19 protein-coding genes and 2 pseudogenes are annotated in these 20,178 nt (G+C 61.4%); 15 read left to right on the top strand and 6 right to left on the bottom strand.

Features of this window, described 5'->3' with window-relative positions; genetic code table 11:
* Nucleotides 1-5 precede the first annotated feature (5 nt).
* On the bottom strand, nucleotides 6-2,072 hold the full coding sequence (locus RA302_RS32920; RefSeq protein WP_223304706.1) for an MMPL family transporter: 2,067 nt from the start codon (nucleotides 2,070-2,072) through the stop codon (nucleotides 6-8).
* A gap of 631 nt (nucleotides 2,073-2,703) precedes the next feature.
* Between RA302_RS32920 and RA302_RS32925 the strand changes: the two are divergent.
* From RA302_RS32925 to RA302_RS32935, 3 genes and pseudogenes are all read left to right on the top strand, one after another.
* Nucleotides 2,704-3,093, top strand: a pseudogene (locus tag RA302_RS32925) (HAD-IC family P-type ATPase); the annotation flags it as partial.
* Nucleotides 3,094-3,149: 56 nt separating this feature from the next.
* Nucleotides 3,150-3,467, top strand: a pseudogene (locus RA302_RS32930) (DUF3703 domain-containing protein); the annotation flags it as partial.
* Nucleotides 3,468-3,561: 94 nt separating this feature from the next.
* Nucleotides 3,562-3,900 carry a hypothetical protein gene (locus RA302_RS32935; protein ID WP_003944633.1) on the top strand — a complete coding sequence of 113 codons (339 nt, stop codon included), beginning with the start codon at nucleotides 3,562-3,564 and terminating at the stop codon, nucleotides 3,898-3,900.
* 364 nt (nucleotides 3,901-4,264) lie between these two features.
* Here the strand turns inward: RA302_RS32935 and RA302_RS32940 are convergent, their stop codons facing one another.
* Nucleotides 4,265-4,630, bottom strand: coding sequence for a DUF4229 domain-containing protein (locus RA302_RS32940; RefSeq protein ID WP_019747393.1), 366 nt, complete (start codon nucleotides 4,628-4,630; stop codon nucleotides 4,265-4,267).
* Between the two features lie 128 nt (nucleotides 4,631-4,758).
* Between RA302_RS32940 and RA302_RS32945 the strand changes: the two genes are divergently transcribed.
* The 9 genes from RA302_RS32945 to RA302_RS32985 all read left to right on the top strand — a co-directional run bounded on the left by RA302_RS32945 (nucleotide 4,759) and on the right by RA302_RS32985 (nucleotide 14,248).
* Complete coding sequence (locus RA302_RS32945) at nucleotides 4,759-5,385, top strand: TlpA disulfide reductase family protein (RefSeq protein WP_030538068.1); 627 nt, start codon at nucleotides 4,759-4,761, stop codon at nucleotides 5,383-5,385.
* Between the two features lie 115 nt (nucleotides 5,386-5,500).
* On the top strand, nucleotides 5,501-7,042 hold the full coding sequence (istA, locus tag RA302_RS32950) for an IS21-like element IS1415 family transposase (RefSeq protein ID WP_030538069.1): 1,542 nt from the start codon (nucleotides 5,501-5,503) through the stop codon (nucleotides 7,040-7,042).
* On the top strand, nucleotides 7,042-7,833 hold the full coding sequence (gene istB, locus RA302_RS32955; protein WP_003944771.1) for an IS21-like element IS1415 family helper ATPase IstB: 792 nt from the start codon (nucleotides 7,042-7,044) through the stop codon (nucleotides 7,831-7,833). The genes istA and istB overlap by 1 nt, the downstream gene beginning before the upstream one ends.
* A gap of 146 nt (nucleotides 7,834-7,979) precedes the next feature.
* The gene (locus RA302_RS32960; protein WP_011133459.1) at nucleotides 7,980-8,624 is read left to right on the top strand and encodes a TlpA disulfide reductase family protein; all 645 of its coding nucleotides are present in this window, start codon (nucleotides 7,980-7,982) and stop codon (nucleotides 8,622-8,624) included.
* The gene (locus tag RA302_RS32965) at nucleotides 8,621-9,427 is read left to right on the top strand and encodes a cytochrome c biogenesis CcdA family protein (protein WP_011133458.1); all 807 of its coding nucleotides are present in this window, start codon (nucleotides 8,621-8,623) and stop codon (nucleotides 9,425-9,427) included. The genes RA302_RS32960 and RA302_RS32965 overlap by 4 nt, the downstream gene beginning before the upstream one ends.
* A 47-nt stretch (nucleotides 9,428-9,474) precedes the next feature.
* On the top strand, nucleotides 9,475-11,055 hold the full coding sequence (locus tag RA302_RS32970; RefSeq protein ID WP_155277976.1) for a cytochrome c biogenesis protein ResB: 1,581 nt from the start codon (nucleotides 9,475-9,477) through the stop codon (nucleotides 11,053-11,055).
* On the top strand, nucleotides 11,052-12,665 hold the full coding sequence (gene lnt / locus RA302_RS32975) for an apolipoprotein N-acyltransferase (RefSeq protein ID WP_338481265.1): 1,614 nt from the start codon (nucleotides 11,052-11,054) through the stop codon (nucleotides 12,663-12,665). Before RA302_RS32970 ends, lnt begins: the two co-directional genes overlap by 4 nt.
* Nucleotides 12,666-12,711: 46 nt before the next feature.
* Nucleotides 12,712-13,512, top strand: coding sequence for a DUF3105 domain-containing protein (locus RA302_RS32980; RefSeq protein WP_011133455.1), 801 nt, complete (start codon nucleotides 12,712-12,714; stop codon nucleotides 13,510-13,512).
* A gap of 31 nt (nucleotides 13,513-13,543) precedes the next feature.
* Complete coding sequence (locus RA302_RS32985; protein WP_095996212.1) at nucleotides 13,544-14,248, top strand: DUF305 domain-containing protein; 705 nt, start codon at nucleotides 13,544-13,546, stop codon at nucleotides 14,246-14,248.
* Nucleotides 14,249-14,306: 58 nt separating this feature from the next.
* Here the strand turns inward: RA302_RS32985 and RA302_RS32990 are convergent, their stop codons facing one another.
* Nucleotides 14,307-15,242: a cytochrome c oxidase assembly protein gene (locus RA302_RS32990; protein WP_030538024.1), complete on the bottom strand. Its 936-nt coding sequence runs from the start codon at nucleotides 15,240-15,242 to the stop codon at nucleotides 14,307-14,309.
* A 42-nt stretch (nucleotides 15,243-15,284) separates the two neighbouring features.
* Complete coding sequence (locus RA302_RS32995) at nucleotides 15,285-15,827, bottom strand: copper resistance CopC family protein (protein WP_225320455.1); 543 nt, start codon at nucleotides 15,825-15,827, stop codon at nucleotides 15,285-15,287.
* Between the two features lie 183 nt (nucleotides 15,828-16,010).
* Between RA302_RS32995 and RA302_RS33000 the strand changes: the two genes are divergently transcribed.
* The 3 genes from RA302_RS33000 to RA302_RS33010 all read left to right on the top strand — a co-directional run bounded on the left by RA302_RS33000 (nucleotide 16,011) and on the right by RA302_RS33010 (nucleotide 17,661).
* Nucleotides 16,011-16,667: a thioredoxin domain-containing protein gene (locus RA302_RS33000; protein ID WP_030538023.1), complete on the top strand. Its 657-nt coding sequence runs from the start codon at nucleotides 16,011-16,013 to the stop codon at nucleotides 16,665-16,667.
* Nucleotides 16,664-17,326 (top strand): vitamin K epoxide reductase family protein, encoded by a 663-nt coding sequence (locus tag RA302_RS33005; protein WP_030538022.1) that lies wholly within the window; start codon nucleotides 16,664-16,666, stop codon nucleotides 17,324-17,326. The genes RA302_RS33000 and RA302_RS33005 overlap by 4 nt, the downstream gene beginning before the upstream one ends.
* A 143-nt stretch (nucleotides 17,327-17,469) precedes the next feature.
* Nucleotides 17,470-17,661 (top strand): antitoxin, encoded by a 192-nt coding sequence (locus tag RA302_RS33010; RefSeq protein ID WP_030538021.1) that lies wholly within the window; start codon nucleotides 17,470-17,472, stop codon nucleotides 17,659-17,661.
* Nucleotides 17,662-17,793: 132 nt separating this feature from the next.
* Here the strand turns inward: RA302_RS33010 and RA302_RS33015 are convergent, their stop codons facing one another.
* Both RA302_RS33015 and ctaD read right to left on the bottom strand, forming a co-directional pair.
* A complete protein-coding gene (locus RA302_RS33015) occupies nucleotides 17,794-18,333 on the bottom strand; it encodes a hypothetical protein (RefSeq protein ID WP_011133446.1) in 540 nt (179 codons plus the stop codon).
* 29 nt (nucleotides 18,334-18,362) lie between these two features.
* The gene (gene ctaD / locus RA302_RS33020) at nucleotides 18,363-20,120 is read right to left on the bottom strand and encodes a cytochrome c oxidase subunit I (protein ID WP_011133445.1); all 1,758 of its coding nucleotides are present in this window, start codon (nucleotides 20,118-20,120) and stop codon (nucleotides 18,363-18,365) included.
* Nucleotides 20,121-20,178 lie beyond the last annotated feature (58 nt).

Genomic DNA, 20,178 nt, shown 5'->3' on the forward strand with positions numbered 1-20,178 from the left:
AATGGTCAGTGCGAGAAGCGGATCGACGGCAACATTCTGCGCAGCCAGCCCGGTGCCCACCATGCAGCGTGACCGCTCAGCCGGAGCAGGACCGGGAGCAGGATCAGCCTGATCAGGAAGGCGTCGAGCAACACCGCGACGCCGAGGATGATGCCCATTTCCTTGGGTGGGAGCGGATCGGAGAGCGCGAAGGTGAAGAACACGGCGACCATGACCGCCGCAGCGGCGAAGATGACGCGTCCGGAGTGCGCGAGGCCGTCGACCTGAGCAGCCTTCGGGTCCCCGGTCTTCTCGTAGTGTTCTTTCGCGGTGGCGAGCAGGAACACGGTGTAGTCCATGGCGATGGCAAAGATCATCGCGAAGAAGAACACCGGCCCCCAGCCGTCGAGGAAACCTTGAGGGGTGAAGCCGAGCAGCGACGATCCGTGTCCGTCTTGGAAGATCAGCTTCGCAACCCCGAACGCTGCGGCGGTCGACAGCAAACTGACGGCGGTGCCGAGGATCGCGATCAGTGGTGCCTGCAGAGCGACGAGCAGCAGGATGAAGCCGAGGGCGAGGATGATCCCGATAACCAACGGTAGGTAGTCGTTCAGGGCTTGCTGCAGGTCGAGGTTCTCCGCTGGCGCGCCGCCGACGAGCGCGGACTCCGGTAGTTGTGCGCGTAGGTCACCGAGGATCGTGCCCATGGCCTCTGCGGAAGGGTCCACGGCAGGAAACGCTTGCAGCAGTGTGTAGTTCGAATCGTCTGTTGATGGTGTGGGCGGGGTGACCATCGAGATCCCGTCGACGCTGCTCGCTGCCGCGGCGGTAGCAGCCGCATCGGAAGACGGGACAACTATCTGCAGCGCGCCGGGTGCCCCGTCACCGAACTGGGCCTGAACCAACTCGTAACCTTGCCGAACGGGCGCATCGTCGGGAACGACAGCGATGGACGGCATTGCCACCTTCAGTCCCAGGACAGGTAAGGCCAGGGCGACGAGGATGCCGACGGAGACCAGCGCGAACGGCCATGGGTACTTGTGAAGCAATTCGCCCCACGCAGCGAACTTCGGGGATCGGTGCTGTTGGCGTTTCGCGTAAGGCAGGGATGCTGCGTTGACCTTGGGGCCGAGTGCGCCCAGCGTGGCCGGAAGAAGTGTCATGGTGGCGATCAGAACGAACGTGACGGCCAGCATGATGCCTACGGCCATGGTGCGCACGGCCGGTGCGGGAACGAGCAGCACTGCCGAGAGGCTGACCAGGACGGTAAGTCCGGACAGGAGCACCGCTTTGCCTGCGGTGTCCATGGTTTCGGCAACGGCTGCTCGTGGATCGGCCGTACGGAGGGCGTCGCGGAAGCGGGCGACGATGAACAAGGCGTAGTCGATGCCGAGAGCGAGGGCGAACATCATCGCGAAATTCATCGCCCATACCGAGATCGGTGTGACCTCGTTGAGCAGCACCAAACCGCCGGCGGAGGCGACGAGTCCGGCCACTGTGAGCAACAGCGGCAGCCCGGCAGCGACGAGGGAGCCGAATGCGAGCACCATGATCGCCAAAGTGACTGGCCAAGAGAATAGTTCAGCCTGAATCATCGCATCGTGGTTGGCTTTGTTGAAGTCGGACCACAACGCGGAGGATCCGGTGGGATAGACCTCGATACCGTCGCCGGAGAGTGCGGTCAGCTCGTCTTTGACATCGTCGACGGCTTTGACCATGTCGTCCGCGTTTGCGTTGGCGCCGGCGATGAGGATGCCGGTGTGGCCGTCGGGGCTGATGGTCATACCAGGCTGTGGGGCGATGACGGCACCGAACCGGGTGTCACCGTCGAACACAGCTGTGACGTCGATGAGTCTCTGCTGCACGGTGGGATCGTCGATCGACGCGGTGTCCGAATGGACCACCACCTGAACCGCGGCCGAGGAGTTCCCGCCGAAATGCTGTTGCGCGAGTTCACGGACCTGGACCGATTCGGATCCGTTGGCTTGCCACCCAGCACCCGCCAGTGACGAAAAAACCGACGGCGCTGCAGATCCGAGCGCGACAAGCGCGATCAGCCAGACACCGAACACCCATCGGCGGCGTGCGACCATCGCGCTTCCCAGGCGTCCGAGTATGCCGGGTGTAGATACGCGATCACGATCGTCACGACCGGTGGCCGTCACGGTGTCGGGCACAGACATAACTTCTCCTAAAATACGGGCTGGGGTATTCAAATGAGCGAGCTAGACCTCGGTAAACCTGACCCAATTGGAAGGTTAGGCCCTTGCACTCGCGACCGGGATTGGCGGCGAAACAGCGATCGCGAGGCGCTGGCGCCGATCGATAGGACCAACGGTCTCAGCAGAGCAGGTGCACTGCCGAGGCCGTGAAACATCCTTCGTGACGTCGTCGACATGTCGATCGCAACCTGCCCACGCGATCTTGTCGCATATCGGGCACGGGACGGGGTAACACATAGACAGTCCTTTCTGACGAGCGTCTACCCACTGTTGCATATACCCAGGGGGGTATGCAAGTACCCCTGGGGGTATACGCTCGGGTAGGCCGTTCGCTCCTCTCGGGCGCCCACCCGAGGGGGTGGGCCGTCCGGGTCGTCGAGTGCCCAGGCGAGGTACCGCTTTCTGGGTAGCCGACGCACACGTCGGCGCATCCGTCGAGACGACTCAGTCCGGGTGCGGCGGCCACGCCATCGGTGAGAGGTCTCGGGAACTCGTGGCGTGGATCGAGCGCGCCGGAACCGTCATCGGGGCAGTCGCCGTACGAGACGAGCTCCGACCGGAAGCACATGAGGTGATCGCCGGGCTACGACGCGGCGGGTACACCGTCGCGATGCTCACCGGCGACAACGAACGCACCGCCCAGGCGCTGGCCGCCGACGTCGGGATCGACGACGTGCACGCCGACCTGCGCCCGGAGGACAAGGCACGGATCGTGGAAACCTTGCGTGCGAACCGCCCGACGGCAATGGTCGGGGACGGTGTCAACGACGCCCCCGCCCTGGCCACCGCCGACTTGGGCATTGCCATGGGCGCGATGGGTTCCGACGTGGCCATCGAGACCGCCGATGTTGCTCTGATGGGCGAAGACCTGCAGCACCTGCCGCCGGCTCTGCATCCGATGAACCGAATGCTCGCACAATTGCGCAGTGTCTACACGAAGCGCATCGCTTGCACGACCGACACAGCGCCGTCGCGTTTCGGCCCGCAAAGAGGACCGCAGCCGGCCGCACCAGCGATGACACCCAGCGTTGGCATCACCTCGAACGCACACATGTCCTCTCCCAGCCCTGTCCATGGCCACACAAACCACCTCGCCATGCTCCCCTGGCCTTACATCAGCGTGACTGCCGCGAAGCCGTCGGGCAGGTTCTTCGCATCATCGTCGTCGCCGCCCCGGGATCCGCACTGGGCCGCTATCCGGAGGGCAACACCGAACGAACTCGTGCCGGTCTTATGACACCGATGCCGATACCTGACGATCTTGCCGAGAAAATGCAGACCTACCAGTCCTGGGTTTCGTTTACCGCGAGCTGTCCTGCACTGCCGCATACTCGAAACCACACGCCGACGGAGGAACACCATGATGCACCTTGAAATTTTGCAAGTCCCGGACTGCCCGAACGTGCAGCTCCTCGAACAACGGATCGAGCACGTTCTCGCGGAGGAGTCCATCGATTGGGAACTGCGCCACGTAATCGTCGACGATCCTCGATCCGCAAGGCTTGCGGGCATGACCGGATCGCCGACGTTGCTCGTCGACGGCCGCGATCCGTTTGCCGAACCGGACCAGGTCCCCAACGTGTCATGCAGGCTCTATCGAGATTCCACGGGCGAGGTCGGTGGCGCTCCTACCGTTGCTGCACTGAGGGGTGCGTTCGGTATGGCTGCGCCCACAGCTGATGTAGAGGGCGATGAGTGAAAGTATCGGCCACCCACCGGTGGTCCCAACAGGGTCGTCTCCAGCAGCAGCCCCGGGGTTCCTCACAAGGGCGAGCTGACTCAACGGTCCTCCGTACTGCGCCTGCTCGAGTCTCGTCCGCCTGATCCCGCAGCTTGTACCGATTCCGAAACTCGAGACCACCACGGATACCGCCGACTCCGCACCTGATCCCGTCACCTGACATCTTCATCCCAATGCCAATCAATGCATGATCGCGCGCCCTCGGCATCACCCAGGAAGGCAGCTTTGAGCGGTCATACGTCCAAAAAAGACAGGTTGTGGCACCGATGCTGGGCATTTTCGTTACTGGAGCTTTCACGCGCACCTAACCGGAGGGAACCCTTCACCGGGTGCGCATTGCACGCCGTTTTTCATCTACGACCATCACTTCTTCATTGATCCGGCGGCGCAATGACCGGAACGCGATCGCAGAGATGGCGAATCCGAGCAGCACCGCCCCGAACAGTGCTAACACACCGGGGATTTCGAGTTCGAGTATGGCGTTGATTCCCATGATGATCACTGCGAGGCCGGCGATCAGGGCGAGTCGAACCGCGGTGTAGTACATCACCAGACGCACGAGCTTTGACCGTGCTACACGGTTGATCCGCGCCACGCGCGTCTGCGGTGCTTGATGGGCACCCAGTGCCGCAATTTCTGGGCTGACTGGTGGATTGATACGGCCCTTCGGAGCGGACTGGCGTTTCACGATGCTCGATTCTCGGGTTCGGATCCCGCCTCTGGTTGGCGGGGGCGACAGAACGAACCATATGTCTACTATGCACAATAGTAGTTCAGTGTTGTCCCGGTTCACCGCACCACGCTTGGAGGAAGTGCATGCAGGCACAGTCTCGGTGGTTCCTGCTCTTCCTGGTTGTGATCGGTCTTCTCGTCGTGGCGATCTGGCCTCGATCAACGTCAACCGAGACCCATTCCTCGACCCGGCCTCAAGTGCCTCCGGCCGCCCAGGCAGATGAAGATCGCGTCGACTCGGGGTTTTCCTCGAAGTCCGCGGCAGCAGCGGTTCCCTGTCCTGTGGCCCCGGCAGTACCGCCCGCTGGAGGAGAACTCCTGGGAATCAAAGCGACGTGTCTTGGCGAGAATACTGTGGTCGACCTCGGTGCAGCGCTGTCCGGGGAGCCGACCCTGATCAACCTCTGGGCCTCGTGGTGCGGGCCGTGCCGATCGGAAATCCCGGTCCTGAATGACTATGCAGGTACTCCGGGCTCCATCCGAGTAGTCGGGATCAACGTCCAGGACGACATGTCCACAGCACTAGCGCTTCTCACCGCTGCAGGCGTGCACTATCCCTCGTTCGCTGCGGTCGACGACATCGGAATTGCGCTATCGGCGCCGCCAGTTCTGCCGCTGAGCTTTCTCGTCCAACAAGACGGGTCCGTCGAACAGATTACAACCCCCATGGTTTTCGAAAACACTGACCAAATATGTCGACGGCCATCGTAAGCTCCCCACTGGCGGCCATTTATGGCGCATTTTGTGGCCATGGTTTCTCCCCGCGTACGGCCAGATAGTTCCCCACCTGCTGTGAGTCAGATTCGGTCCCGGCAACGCTGGGTGGATGAAATCGAGCAGGGAGATCATGGAAATTTTGGAGGCGTACGACCTCACGGGTAGTTATCGGGCGGCGGCGGAGCTGGCTGGGTGTGATCACCACACGGTGGCCCGGTATGTGCAGATGCGCGCTGCGGGGCAGCCGCCGGACCGCCGGCGGCATCGAGCGCGGGCGATCGACGACTTTCTGCCGAAGATCGAGGAGTTGGTGGTCCGCTCGCAGGGCAAGGTCCGCGCGGATGTCATCCACGAACGGATCGTCGCGCTGGGGTTCACCGGCGGTGAGCGGACCACGCGCCGGACGGTCGCGGAGGCGAAGGCCCAGTTTCGGGCTGGTCGGCGGCGAGTGTATCGGCCGTGGGTAACCGAACCTGGGCTGTGGTTACAGTACGACTTCGGTGACGGGCCAACGATTTCCGGCCGGAAGACGACGTTGTTCTGCGCATGGTTGGCGTGGTCGCGATTTCGGGTGGTGATCCCGATCTGGGACAAGACATTGCCGACGGTGGCGGCGTGTTTGGATGCGACATTCCGCCGCTTGGGCGGGGTTCCGGTCTATGTCCTCACCGACAACGAGAAGACCGCGACGATCGATCACGTGGCCGGGATCGCGGTCCGCAATCCGGAGATCGTGGAGGTGGCACGGCATTACGGCACGACGCTGCGGACGTGTTTACCTGCTGATCCGGAGTCGAAGGGAGGAAGTGAGGCGACGGTGCGGATCGCCAAAGCCGACCTGTTGCCGAAGGAGGTGAACCTGCGCGAGCAGTATCACTCTTTCGGTGAGCTCGAGTCGGCTTGCCGGCAGTTCTGCACCGACGTCAACACCCGCGTCCACAGCTCTACTCGGCGGCGGCCGGTCGAGCGGCTGGCCGAAGAGTTGCAGCGGCTGCATCCGCTGCCGAAATCTCCGTTCACCGCGGTGTTCGGCACTACCCGGCGGGTGAACTGGGAGTCGACGATCTCGGTGGAAGGGGTGCGGTATTCGGTGCCGCACACGTTGATCGACACTCGGGTCTGGGCCCGCTTCCATGGTGAGGAGCTGATCGTGACCGCCGTCGACAATGATGGCGGTGCAGTCGAAGTCGCGCGGCACCGCCGCGGCCAACCCGGTTCACCGGTCCTCGACAACGACCACTACCCACCCCGCCCAGACCGCGACGCCGCCGACCGGGTGCCCAAGCCTCGTACCGCCGCCGAGCTCGCCTTCCTACAGTTGGGCCAGGGTGCCAACAGCTGGCTGGTCGAGGCTGCCGCCGCGGGAGCGCGCCGCATCAGGGCGAAGATGGCCGAGGCCGTGGACCTTTCGAAGCTGCACTCCCCGGACGCAGTCGACAGAGCGTTGGGGACGGCGGCGATGACCGGCCGGTTCGCCGATCGGGACCTGATCTCGATCCTCGACTACCAAGTCACCCACGAACACGCTGATCCGGTCCGTCGCAGCGAGAACCACACTCTGCAACCGGGCACCGCCGCCTGGTCCACCTTCGGCCAGACACCAGCGCCGGCCAGCCCAGCCACTACTGACGATGAAAGCGATGACGCCTGATGAGCACCCCTTTGCGCACTGTTACCAGCGCTAACGGCGACCCGTTGGCCGAGGCGATCGACCTGACTAAACGCCTGAAACTGCCCCATATCCGCAGGTCCTTGAGCGATATCATCCCGACCGCGAAAGCCCAACGCTGGGACCCCGCCGAAGTCGTGCGGGTTCTCCTCGCTGAGGAAGCCGCCGGCCGGGACCGGGCGAACCTGCACACTCGCCGCAAACGCGCGGGTTTCCCTACCGGCAAGACCTTCGGCGACTGGGACGAAACGAAATCGTCGATTCCCCGCGCCACCCAGGACGCGCTCCGCACCCTGGAGTGGGTCGGGCGGCGTGAATGTTTCTGCGTCTGTGGGCCTTCGGGAACTGGCAAGTCTCACTTCACCGAGGCACTCGGGCAGGCCGCAGTCGAAGCTGGGCTGGCGGTGTCTTGGTTCACCATCGAAGACCTCGGTGCCCTGGTCCGCCGGCACCGTGCCGACGACTCCATCGCCCGAGCCCTGACGAGGATCATCCGCTCCGACCTGATCATCGTCGACGACATCGGTCTGCTCCCGGTCTCTGAAGACGCCGCCGAAGGATTCTATCGCCTCGTCGACGCTGCCTACGAACGCCGAGCGATTGCCGTCTCGAGCAACCTGCACCCCTCCGGCTTCGACGAGATCATGCCCAAAACATTGGCCACCGCCACCGTTGACCGGCTCCTGCACCATGCGCACGTCGTCGTCACCGACGGCGACTCCTTCCGCCTCACCGAAGCCACCACCGGCAAGGGGGTGAAGCCCTTCAGCTAACCCAAATCAGAAAGCGGGTGGGGAAAAACAACTGGCCGCCACCGGGGAGAACCCGTGGCCACCAGCGGGGAGAACTACTGGCCGCCTACGGGGAGAACTTCGTGGCCATTGACACAAATACGCTCCGCTGTAAGTGAGTTGATGAAATGAATGCCCCCGCACTCCCTCGCAAATCGAGACAACGCGTACTCGGAAAACCGACCCGCATCCTCCCACTGGTCGCTATTCTCACTGCGATCGTCGTCGCCGCGAGTGGATGTGCAACCGGCACCGATGCAGTCGCTTCGGGTGCGAATTTCGATTTCGTGTCACCGGGAGGACAAACCGATATCTTGTACGACCCGCCCGAATCGCGAAACATGATCGGTGTATTGGCCGGACCTGACCTCATGGCCGACGGTAGCGATATTTCACTCACTGATTACGCCGGTCAGGTCGTCGTGATCAATCTGTGGGGGCAATGGTGCGCCCCGTGCCGGTCCGAGGCCGACGATCTCGAGCGCGCGTACGAAGCAACCGAAAGTCTCGGTGTTCAGTTTCTCGGGATCAATGTTCGGGATCCTCAACGAGACAAGGCCCAGGACTTCGTCGTCGACAACAGCGTGAGCTACCCCTCGATCTACGACCCGTCGATGAGAACTTTGACAGCGCTCGGCGGAAACTATCCGACAAGCGTGATTCCCTCCACCTTGGTGTTGGATCGCAGACAGCGCGTCGCCGCTGTGTTTCTTCGCGCACTTCTCACCGAGGATCTGCAACCGGTCATCGAGCGTGTGGCGGCCGAGCGGTGAACGAACTCGCCCAAGGTGTCGGGTCCAGCTTCCAGACAGCCGCCGCGAGCGGCCCGTTACTGCTCGCCGTAGCAGCGTGCATTCTGGCCGGTCTGGTGTCGTTCGCATCGCCGTGTGTGGTGCCGCTCGTTCCCGGATATCTGTCGTATCTGGCCGGCATTTCCGGAGCTGATTCTCCAGCGGTGACCCGTGGCGACGAGACCTCGGAACCTGCAGGCAGATGGCGGGTTACCGGCGCGGCAACGATGTTCGTTGCCGGATTCACCGTGGTGTTCGTTCTCGCCACCGCGTCGGTGTTCGGGGTGATCGGCACCCTTCGTATCAACGAAGACCTGCTCCAACGGGTGGGTGGTGTGATCACCATCGTGATGGGGTTGACGTTCATCGGCTTGATTCCTGCCTTGCAGAAAGACGCACGGTTCGCCCCGCGGCGTATCTCATCCCTTGCCGGCGCTCCCTTGTTGGGGGGCGTGTTCGCGTTGGGTTGGACACCGTGTCTCGGCCCCACCCTCGCTGGGGTTATTTCGGTTGCGGCCGGAACTGAAGGCACGACAGCAGCGCGAGGGGTGATACTGATCGTCGCCTACTGTCTGGGATTGGGACTTCCGTTTATCGTGCTGGCGTTCGGGTCGGCGAAGGCGCTCCGCGGCGTCGGGTGGCTCAAACGCCATTCACGGACGATTCAGATCGTCGGCGGAATAATGCTCGTCGCTGTCGGGCTCGCACTGGTCACCGGCGTGTGGGGCATGTTCGTCGGCTGGTTGCGCAACGAATTCGTCAGTTCGGTCGTGTTGCCGATATGACAGATAGCGCCACCGCGGGAGGTCGCATCCGTCGCCTCCCGAGACTGATGATCCGAGAAAGCGTTCGGCTACTGCGCCAGAATTGGCGCAGGTTGACGTCGATGAGTACCGCGCTCGTGCTCCTGTTCCTCTTGGCGCTCGCAGCACTTCCCGGTGCTATGTTGCCTCAGCGAAATCTCAACGTACAGAAAGTTTCCCAGTACATCGCGGCGCAGCCAACCCTCGGCCCGCTATTCGACAAGCTGGAGTTGTTCGACGTCTTTTCCAGCTTCTGGTTCACTGCGATCTATGTCCTGCTGTTTCTCTCTCTCATCGGCTGTCTGGTTCCACGCTTGCAGGCGCATCTCGGCGCGCTTCGGAGCCAACCTGTGCGAGCGCCTCGAAATCTGTCCAGGTTGCCTCACCATTTTCGCGGCGTAGTTGACATCTCGCATGACGAGGCCCTCACCAGAGTGCGGCAGTCGCTCAAGGGCTGGCGGGTAGCGGTCAGGTCCGAAAAGGATTCCGAGGTAGCGGTTTCCGCGGAGAAGGGGTATCTGCGTGAGGCCGGGAATCTGGTGTTCCACTTCTCGCTGATCGGGTTGCTCGTCACCGTCGCGATCGGCAAGTTGGTGGGGTACGAGGGTTCGGTGATCGTCATTGCCGACGGCGGCCCCGGTTTCTGTAATACGTCACCTGCCGTGTACGACTCGTTCCGCGCGGGAAGTGCTACTGACGGCACGGGTCTCGCGCCCTTTTGCATCAAGGTCAACGACTTTTCCGCAGATTATCTCGATACCGGTCAGGCCGAAATGTTCACCTCCAACATTTCGTATCAGAGCGGGCAGGATATCGCGACCAATACCTGGAAAGACTATCGTCTTCGGGTCAACGAACCGCTGCGTACCGACGGTGCCCGTGTTTATCTGACCGGCCATGGGTACGCGCCGCAGTTCACCGTCACTTTTCCCGACGGACAGTCCCGTACCGAGACGATGCAGTTTCAACCGGACGATGCGGTCACGTTCCTGAGCAGTGGGGCGTTGCGGTTCGATCCGCCAGGTGGATCGTTTCCGAATCCGGACGAGCGCCGGAAGAATCAGATCGCCATCGAGGGACTCTTCGCGCCGACCGCTTCCTTCAGCGGGACGCTTCTGACTTCGTCGTTTCCCGATGCGCGTGACCCTGCGGTCGCGATCGACATCTACAAGGGCGATACGGGTCTGGACACCGGCATCCCGCAATCGATCTTCTCGTTGAACAAGGAAATGATCAACCAAGGAAGGCTGGTCAAACAAGATCGTGTGAACCTCCGCCCTGGAGAGACGCGGACTCTCACCGATGGAACACAGGTTCGGTTCGACGGCGCCAAGGAATTCGCCAATCTGCAGGTGTCGTACGACCCTGCGCAACAGTGGGTTCTCGTCTTTGCGATCACGATGATGCTCGGACTTCTGATCTCGCTCGTGATCAGGAGGCGGCGAGTGTGGATCCGCCTACGCCCGGGGACGGGACCGGAGCAGGCTGATCTCGAACTCGGTGGACTCGCGCGGACCGATCATGCCGGCTGGGGCGGCGAATTCGACGATCTCTGTGAGAAATTGTTGACTGACCAGCGCAGTTCTCCTTCTACGAGAGCGGGCCTGTGAGGGTCCTTTCGGTCGACCGTGCGATCACTGCCGACAGTGAATTAGATGCATGCCTGAAGAGTGGTCGCCCCAAACGGCACCACGGTGGGATCGCTTTGCGTCTCGCTCTTTCGGTGGGCGCTGGGTGGCTGCTGTTTCTCAGCTTTCCGCCGCGCACGCTGTGGTTTCTCGCCCCTGTAGCCATCGCCCTGCTGACCGTCGTTCTCCAGGGGCGCAGTCTCCGTGCGGGTTTCGGATTCGGCTATGCCGCGGGACTGGGATTCTTCGTTCCCTTGCTGCCATGGGTCGGAGCGTACGTGGGTGCAACGCCTTGGTTGGCGTTGGCGGCGATTGAAGCGCTCGCGTTCGGAGTGTTCGGCGTACTGGCGGTGGCCGTCGGCCACGCTCCGCTTTCCCCGGTGTGGATTGCGGGTGCATGGGTCACCGCAGAAGCACTTCGTAGCCGAGTTCCGTTCGGCGGTTTCCCGTGGGGGCGTTTGGCCTTCGGGCAGGCAGACGGCCCGCTGCTGCCGTTGGCTTCGATCGCGGGGGCGCCAGGTCTTTCCTTCGTGACTGCACTGATCGGAACACTCATCGCCTGGTCACTGGCTGGGCCCTTGAATGTTCGATGGCAAGCATTGGCGAAAGGTGGCGCTTGCATCGTCCTCATCTTTGTGAGTGCATTGGTGACCGGTTCTCCCGGTGCCGCCCCTGACGAGGTCGTCACTGCGACCGTCGTTCAGGGCAACGTGCCGCGACTCGGCCTCGATTTCAACGCCCAACGCCGAGCGGTGCTCGACAATCATGTTGCCCGCACCGAACAACTCGCAGCTGAGGTCACAGCGGGCCGAGCAGCCCGGCCACGACTTGTCATCTGGCCCGAAAACGCTTCGGATATAGATCCTTTGACGAATCGGGATGCGGCGGATCGACTGGACCGAGCAGCCCGTTCTATCGGCGCCCCGATCCTGGTCGGTACGGTCCTGCAGGGCGAGCCAGGAACATCGATCAACAGTGCCATGGTCTGGGATCCGACGGACGGCCCTGGGCAGCAACACATCAAGCGGCAGCTTGTGCCCTTCGGGGAGTACCTGCCGCTCCGATCGATCGTTAGTGCGGTGTCGTCATATGCCGATTCTGCGGGCAATTTCGTTGCCGGGAACGGGAACGGCGTCGTCGACCTCAACGGAATTCAGGTAGCTGTTGCCACGTGTTACGAGGTGGCCTTCGACGATCTGGTGACCGAGTCCGTCAAGGCAGGAGCCACCGTCATCGCGGTTCCCACCAACAACGCGACCTTCGGCCGGACCGAGATGACCTTTCAGCAGCTGGCCATGTCGCGGGTGCGGGCGGTCGAACACGGCCGCAGTGTGCTGATCGCAGCAACCAGCGGTGTCAGTGCGATCATCACGCCGACGGGAGAGGTACGCCAACAGAGTGAGATCTTCACAGCACAAGCATTGACCGACGAGATCGCCCTGCGTTCCGATCTCACACCGGCAACACGTCTGGGCGCGGTTCCCGAGATCGCCCTGGCGGTGATCGTCCTTTCTCTCGCTGCCGCATCTCTTCGGGGGCGCGTACCGCTTCTGTCTCGGCAGAAGAACGAAACCATGAATTACTATGATTGATAGTAATTCAGTGTCGGTGCCAGCGCGCAAGGGAACGAGTCCACCAATGTCGAAGAACCGCAAGAAGAACACACCCCGCCCCCGCGGCGGTGGGGTGCCCGGTGGCCGAAGTTTTCCGTGGTCGATATCGATCGCAGTCCTGATTATCGCCGGCCTGGTCTCGGTCATCGCCTACAACATGGTGCCCAAGGCCATCGAGAGAACCGAAGCGCAAAAATACGCTCCGAGCGCGGACAACCCGGACCCGTCGAAGTCGATCGAGGGGGTGACCGAAATCGAATATGCTGCCGCCAATCATATCCAAGCGCCTCAGCGTGTGGCATACGATCAAACTCCGCCTTTGGGCGGAGCGCATGATCAGTACTGGGCAACGTGCACAGGCATCGTCTACCCGGAGCCGATTCGCACAGAGAATGCGGTGCATTCACTCGAGCACGGCGCGGTTTGGGTGTCCTACGATCCTGACTCCTTGAACTCGTCCGACGTCGATGCCCTTGCCTCCCAAGTAGATGGTGAACCGTATTCTCTGATGTCACCGTTCCCCGGCATCGATTCACCTGTTTCGATTCAATCGTGGGGGCACCAACTCAAAGTCGACAGCGTCGACGACCCCCGTATCGCAAAGTTCGTCACCTCCCTCAAACAGAACCCGAACACCCATCCGGAGGTCGGGGCCAGCTGTGCAACCGTCCCCGGCGGATTCGACCCGAAGGCTCCTTCCCCCTTCGACGCATCTCCGCCAGGCCCTGATGCGATTCCCGCAGCATCGGAGCAGTCAGCAACTGGTCTCCCCGGGGCAACGGCCACACCGACGCCCGCGATCACGGGAGAACGCCGCAATGGTTGAACACGCTCCGGTACCCATTGAGACCGAGTCGATGTCCGATTCATCGGGCAATCGCCGTGACACGAGGCCCACAGCGTTGGTTCTCGGTGTTGTCATCGCCCTGTTGGTCGGAATCGTCATCGGACTGTGGGCAAAGGGACGAATCGAAAACACCTCGCAGAGCGCCCCAGCCGTCGGCGCAGTAGAGGTCGGCTTCGCGCAGGACATGTCCGTTCACCACGGGCAAGCGGTCGAGATGTCATCCCTCGCACTGATGAACACAGCCGACCCTGCCATCCGTACGCTCGCCTACGACGTCGTCACTACTCAGCAAAGTCAGATAGGAATGATGCAGGGGTGGTTGTCCCTCTGGGATCGACCAGCCCGGGGCACGGGCGAATACATGGAGTGGATGCCCTCGACTACCTCGGCGATGAATCACTCGATGCCCGGCATGAGCACCGGACAAAATGATTCCGGCACAAATTCGTCAGCTGTGATGCCCGGCATGGCTTCTCCTGCCGAACTCGCGGAACTACGCGCGCTGACAGGGCCGGCATTCGAAATTCGCTATCTGCAATTGCTGTTGCGCCACCATCAAGGGGGAATTCCGATGGCCCAATACGCCGCCGACAATGCCGATCTCCCCGTCGTGACAAATCTTGCGCGACAGATCGCCGCCACACAGCAAGCCGAATCGACCGCATTGCGAGAACTGCTCGCAATGCGAGGCGCCCAACCGATTCCGATGAACTGACACTCTTCTCACCCGCCGTCGCATCTGCTGAACCGGGGGTTACCGAATTCTGCGAAATTCATCGACGTGGGAGGGTTTTGAGGAACTCGTTGTATGCCTCGAGATCGACGTCACCGTCCCTGGCGGCCTTTTTGTCGACGGCGGCGTTGGTGTGGGTCTCGTCGCGATTCCACCTCATCGCGAAAACCACCATGATGATCAACGCGACCGGTTCTCCGTACGACCATGCCAAAGCCCCCGCCATTTGTTGATCGGCCATCAGATCGACGTTCCAGGACGCCGGCGGATTGGTGAAGGTACTCAGAAGCGGCGAGGTTGCCATCATCAGGATCACGCCGATGAAAACATGGAGAGGCATTTCGACGAACAGGTCGAAACATCGCCCCAGGTTGCTTTGCTTGACGGGCAACGGCCCCGATGAGAGCACCGGAACGATGAACAACACTCCAGTGGCCAGGAAGAAGACCTCCAGGCCCGTGTGACCGACCCAGGACGACGCCACCAGGTCGAACACCGGAGAGAGGTAAATGCCGTAGTAGCTGAACAGGAACAGCGGAATCGTGACGCCGGGGTGTAGCAGAATCTTCGCCGTCCGGCTTCTGAGTGCCGTCAATGCAAGCTTGAGGATCGGAATTCCCCAACCTGCATGAGGCGTGGAGCGCAGCAGAAGCAGACCTGGACTGCCGAGAACCAGCAGTGGTGGAATCGCCATCGACAAGGTCAAATGCTGGAACATCCAGATACTGAAGAGTTCGTACCCGTAGCCCTCGACGGCGAGCCCCGTGACCAGGATCAGCAATATACAGCCGAAGAGGAAGCTCGCCGTCCTCGTCCACGGCCACACCCGACCGGAAGCCGTCACCCGGTAGACACCCCAGCAGTACCACGCTGCCAGTAGGACTCCGATCAGTGGTAGGACCGGGAGCGGCTGCGGCGCCCACCCCACCATTGCTCCGAACGAAGGCACGGCCTCGGGTAAACGTATCCAGTCCATCACCTACGTTGTCCCTCCCCGCTCGTACTGTGTTGTAAAATCTCAGCGCTTCGAGCGCTTGTCTCCGCGGAGAACGATGACCATCCCGATCACGAACAGGATTGCCACTGCGCCACCGAGAATCGGCAACAACAGTGGGGATCCGTCGTCGGAGTCGGCATCGGCGGTCGCCGCCGACGGCGCAACAGTTGCCGGAGGTGTTGCACCTCCGGGAAGCGGCGCCGCATTGTTCGTCGCCGCGTTCAAGGTGAAGGAGTACGACCCCGTGATCGGGTGTCCGTCCTCAGAGATCACCCGGTAACCAACGGTGTAAGTGCCAGACGACATCTGACCGGTCGTCACGAGAGAAACGCGCTCTCCCTGCACCGACGGCTCCCCGGCTCCGACCTGCGTCCCGTCGGCCGCACTGACGGTCACGTTCGCGAAACTCGTCTGAATCTCCTGATTGAAAACCAATTCCACCGAACTCGGCGCAGTGTCGAGAACTGCGTCGGCGGATGGAGTCGATCCGACCAGTGCACTGTGTGCTTGCGCGGTGCCTGCGCTTATGAGCGCACACCCCGCAGCCACCAGCAGCACAACCATTGCACGCCTCAAAATCTGTTCCTCCTACTCGGCTCACACCATCGAGGTGCGGAGTCCGGCGATCGATGCACACCGCACTTCGCTGAGACAATACCTCCGACTACTATGTTGCATAGTATTCAGGGCTGTGTGGTGGCCGGGAGGTTGCACGCATCGACGAACTCCGATCAGGTAGGCGGATCCATGAAGTTGACCACCAACGCGAAATTCTCGATAGCCCTGGTAGCTGTCTTCGCTGTCGTCCTCGGCGCACTGTTGCTCGGCAACCGCAGCGCGACGGAGACCACCAACGCCGGGGCTTCGGGCGCGTCGGTTCTTCGCGACGACACACACCTGCTGTCCACTGCGCCGGACAACGACGTCGTTCTGGTCGAATTCCTCGACTTCGAGTGCGAGGCATGCCTGGCCATGTATCCGACGATGGAGCGGATACGTGCTGAGTACGCTGACCGCATCACGTTCGGTGTACGGTACTTTCCCATTCCCAGTCACACGAACAGTGGACTCGCGGCGCGAGTGGTCGAAGCGTCGTCCCGGCAAGGGAAGTTCGTCGAGATGTACCAGCGGATGTATGACACGCAGACCCAGTGGGGCGAGTCGTCCGAGTCCCAAGAAGCAGTATTTCGTTCATTCGCACAGGATCTGGGACTCGACATGGCAGCCTTCGACGCGGATGTGAACGACCCGGCGGTCGCCGAACGTGTCGAACAGGATTTCAACGAAGGAATCGACCTGGGAGTGCAGGGCACGCCCACACTGTTCCTCAACGGCGTCCAGTTGCCGTCGATGCCGACGTACGACGATCTCACCGCTCGCATCGACGCAGCACTGTCCCAATGACATCGACGGGTTCACACGGCACCCAGATTGATGCCGGAGCGTCTTCATCTGTCGGCGCGCATCCGAAAGTGTGCTCTGCCTCTGTGACCGGATGGATTCTCGTTACTACTGGCGCTCTCGGGTTGGCGGCGTCTCTGATTCTGACCATTGAGAAGATTCAGCTTCTCGTGGATCCCTCATACCGCCCGTCCTGCAGCATCAACCCCGTCCTCAGCTGTGGATCGGTGATGAGTTCTCCCCAGGCGTCGATCTTCGGTTTCCCGAACTCGATCCTCGGCATAGTCGGGTTCACCGTCTTGCTGACCACGGGAATCGTGACCCTCGTCGCAACAAACGCACTGCCTCAATGGTATTGGCGCTGTATCGTCATCGGATTGTTCGCCGGCGCGGTGCTGGTTCACTGGCTGATATTCCAAAGCCTGTACAGAATCCAGGCACTGTGTCCGTACTGCATGCTCGTGTGGGTGGTGACAATGACAGCCCTGTGGTACGCCACTTTGCACCTGTGCACCCGTAGCCGCTCAGCCTCCTCTCGAACCGTGACGAGAATCGTGACCGTCGGCACCAAGAATCACACGCTCGTGCCTACTATTTGGGTCTTGTCCGTCGCGAGCATGATTCTCAACGCATTCTGGACCTACTGGTCGACGCTGGTCTGAGAGTCTCACGAGAATCCGCCGACGCCGTCGACCTCGGTAGTTGCGCGAGCAGTCACCCCTTAACGCAACTACTATGGATCTTAGTTTTTAGATCCGCAATCTTCTCGACCATCGGCGATTGAGGCCAGACCAAGGAGACGACCATGAAACTCATGGGTGCAGCGAAAGCGTTAGTCGACAAAGGCAAGGAGGCTGCCTCGAAGAACGCAGACAAGATCGAAAATGCAATCGACAAAACTGCCGCTTCTGCCGAAGCCAGGACGGGCGGAAAACTGACCAGCCAGATTCAGAAGGCTGCGCTTGCAGCAAAGAGAGCAATTCCTCCGAAGAAGTAGCTGCTCTCTTTGCCGTGCCGCACTGATTGCTCGTTGGTCGCCGCGCCGTACGACTGAGAATCGGCGTCGAGATCGCGAACAATCTCACTTCGGTGTGCCCCCCTCGTGACAGCACACCGAAGCGAGGAGCGCTCAGGGTTCGATCTGCGGAGGAATGACGATACTCGCGTCAAAATCTTTGTGCCACAGCCGCGCAAGGAGAGCGTAATAGGATTCGGTCACCCTCGATCGGGTCGAGAGCGCCGCTTCCGACGACTCGATTGTCGCCGGAACGAGAAGGAGGGCACGATTCGCCAACGCCGCCGCGGAACTCCCGATATCCATCACCGCGCCACTGATACTGGCTGAGGCATTCAGCACGGGGTCTGGAAGGACAGTGGCGGAACGCGTGAAGATCCGCTCTGCGTCAACCGAACCCGCTACGGCCTGGAGATGATTCTCGATTGCCGCGATTGCTTCGCTGACTCGACGGGTGTGAACCCGAAGTTTGCGAGGGTGCCGGATGTGGCGACGAGATACCGGCGGCAACGCTCGCAACCGGGCACCAGCATGGTTCGCCACACCGCCGTCGAGAGCGGCCGGCAGTACGTCTCGAATCAACCAGTCCGCGAGTGCGGCAGCAGCAGCATCGGTTGCCGGGACGATGACCACCGGCATTGTTCGTGTTGACATTGACTTTCCCATCGGTCTTCGTCGCCGAACTACTTCTTCTCGTCACCATCGGACGTGGAAGCGGTAAGTACCTGCTCCGATTCCGATGAACTCGTCTCCGGCCGATGACCGGCCCCGACGTGCGCTTCTGCCCGCATCCGAGCAACCATGTGCGGGTAATGCAATTCGAAAGCAGGGCGTTCGCTGCGGATGCGCGGCAACTCGGTGAAGTTGTGGCGCGGCGGTGGGCAGGTCGTTGCCCATTCCAGCGAGTTTCCGTATCCCCACGGATCGTCGACAGTGACAACTTCGCCGAATCGGTAGCTTTTGAAGACGTTCCAGATGAACGGGAGGGTGGATGCTCCGAGAATGAAGGACCCGATGGTCGAGACTGTATTGAGTGTGGTGAACCCGTCCGCGGGCAGGTAATCGGCGTAACGACGCGGCATACCTTCGGCACCGAGCCAGTGCTGGACGAGGAACGTCATGTGAAAGCCGACGAACGTGGTCCAGAAGTGCCACTTGCCGAGGCGCTCGTCCATCATGCGACCGGTCATCTTCGGGAACCAGAAGTAGATACCGGCGTACGTGGCGAACACGACCGTACCGAAGACCACGTAGTGGAAGTGGGCGACCACGAAGTAAGTATCCGTGACCTGAAAATCCAACGGAGGGCTGGCCAAAAGTACACCGGACAGACCACCGAAGAGGAAGGTGATCAAGAATCCGAGAGAGAACAGCATCGGTGACTCGAACGTCAAGTGTCCCTTCCACATCGTGCCGATCCAGTTGAAGATCTTCACACCTGTCGGCACGGCGATCAGGAACGTCATGAACGAGAAGTACGGCAGGAGAACAGCGCCGGTTGCGTACATGTGGTGAGCCCACACTGCGATCGACAGCGCCGCGATACCCAGCGTTGCGTACACCAGGCCGCTGTAGCCGAAGATCGGTTTGCGGCTGAAGACCGGGAAGATTTCCGAGACGATGCCGAAGAACGGCAGCGCGATGATGTACACCTCGGGGTGGCCGAAGAACCAGAACAGGTGCTGCCACAGCAGGACTCCGCCATTCGCGGGGTCGAATATGTTGCCTCCGAGGCGACGGTCGTAAAGCAGTGCGAAGAGTGCGGCGGTCAACAGCGGGAAGGCCAACAGAATCAAGACGGAGGTGATGAAGATGTTCCACGTGAAGATCGGCATGCGGAACATCGTCATGCCGGGAGCGCGTAAGCAGACAATGGTGGTGATCATGTTGACCGCGCCGAGAATCGTGCCGAGACCGGAGACGAGAAGTCCTACAATCCAGAGATCCGCACCGACTCCGGGTGAGCTGACCGCCGAACTCAGAGGTGTGTAGGCCGTCCAGCCGAAATCTGCGGCACCGCCGGGGGTGACGAACCCGCCTGTAGCGATGAGGGCGCCGAAAAGGTAGAGCCAGTAGCTGAAAGCGTTCAGTCGCGGGAAGGCGACGTCCGGCGCACCGATCTGTAGGGGGAGAACGAAATTGGCGAATCCGAACACCACCGGCGTCGCGTACAGCAGGAGCATGATCGTGCCGTGCATGGTGAAGAGTTGGTTGTACTGCTCGTTCGACAGGAATTGCATGCCCGGAATCGCCAGTTCACTACGCATGATCAACGCCATGAGTCCGCCGATGAGGAAGAACGCGAACGAAGTCACCAAATACATCAGGCCGAGTGTCTTGTGATCGGTCGTCGTCACAAGGTTCCGCAGCACCGATCCCTTCGGCGCTCTACGCGCGGGGTACGGCCGGGCGGGGATAGGGGGTGATGCAATTGCGGTCATAGTCAGCCCGCTTCCTGTCGAGACGCAAATAGAGTGTGCGCCAGAAGCATAACCCAAA

The organism is Rhodococcus sp. DN22, assembly GCF_036669995.1.
GTDB classification, from domain to species: Bacteria; Actinomycetota; Actinomycetes; order Mycobacteriales; family Mycobacteriaceae; genus Rhodococcus_F; species Rhodococcus_F erythropolis.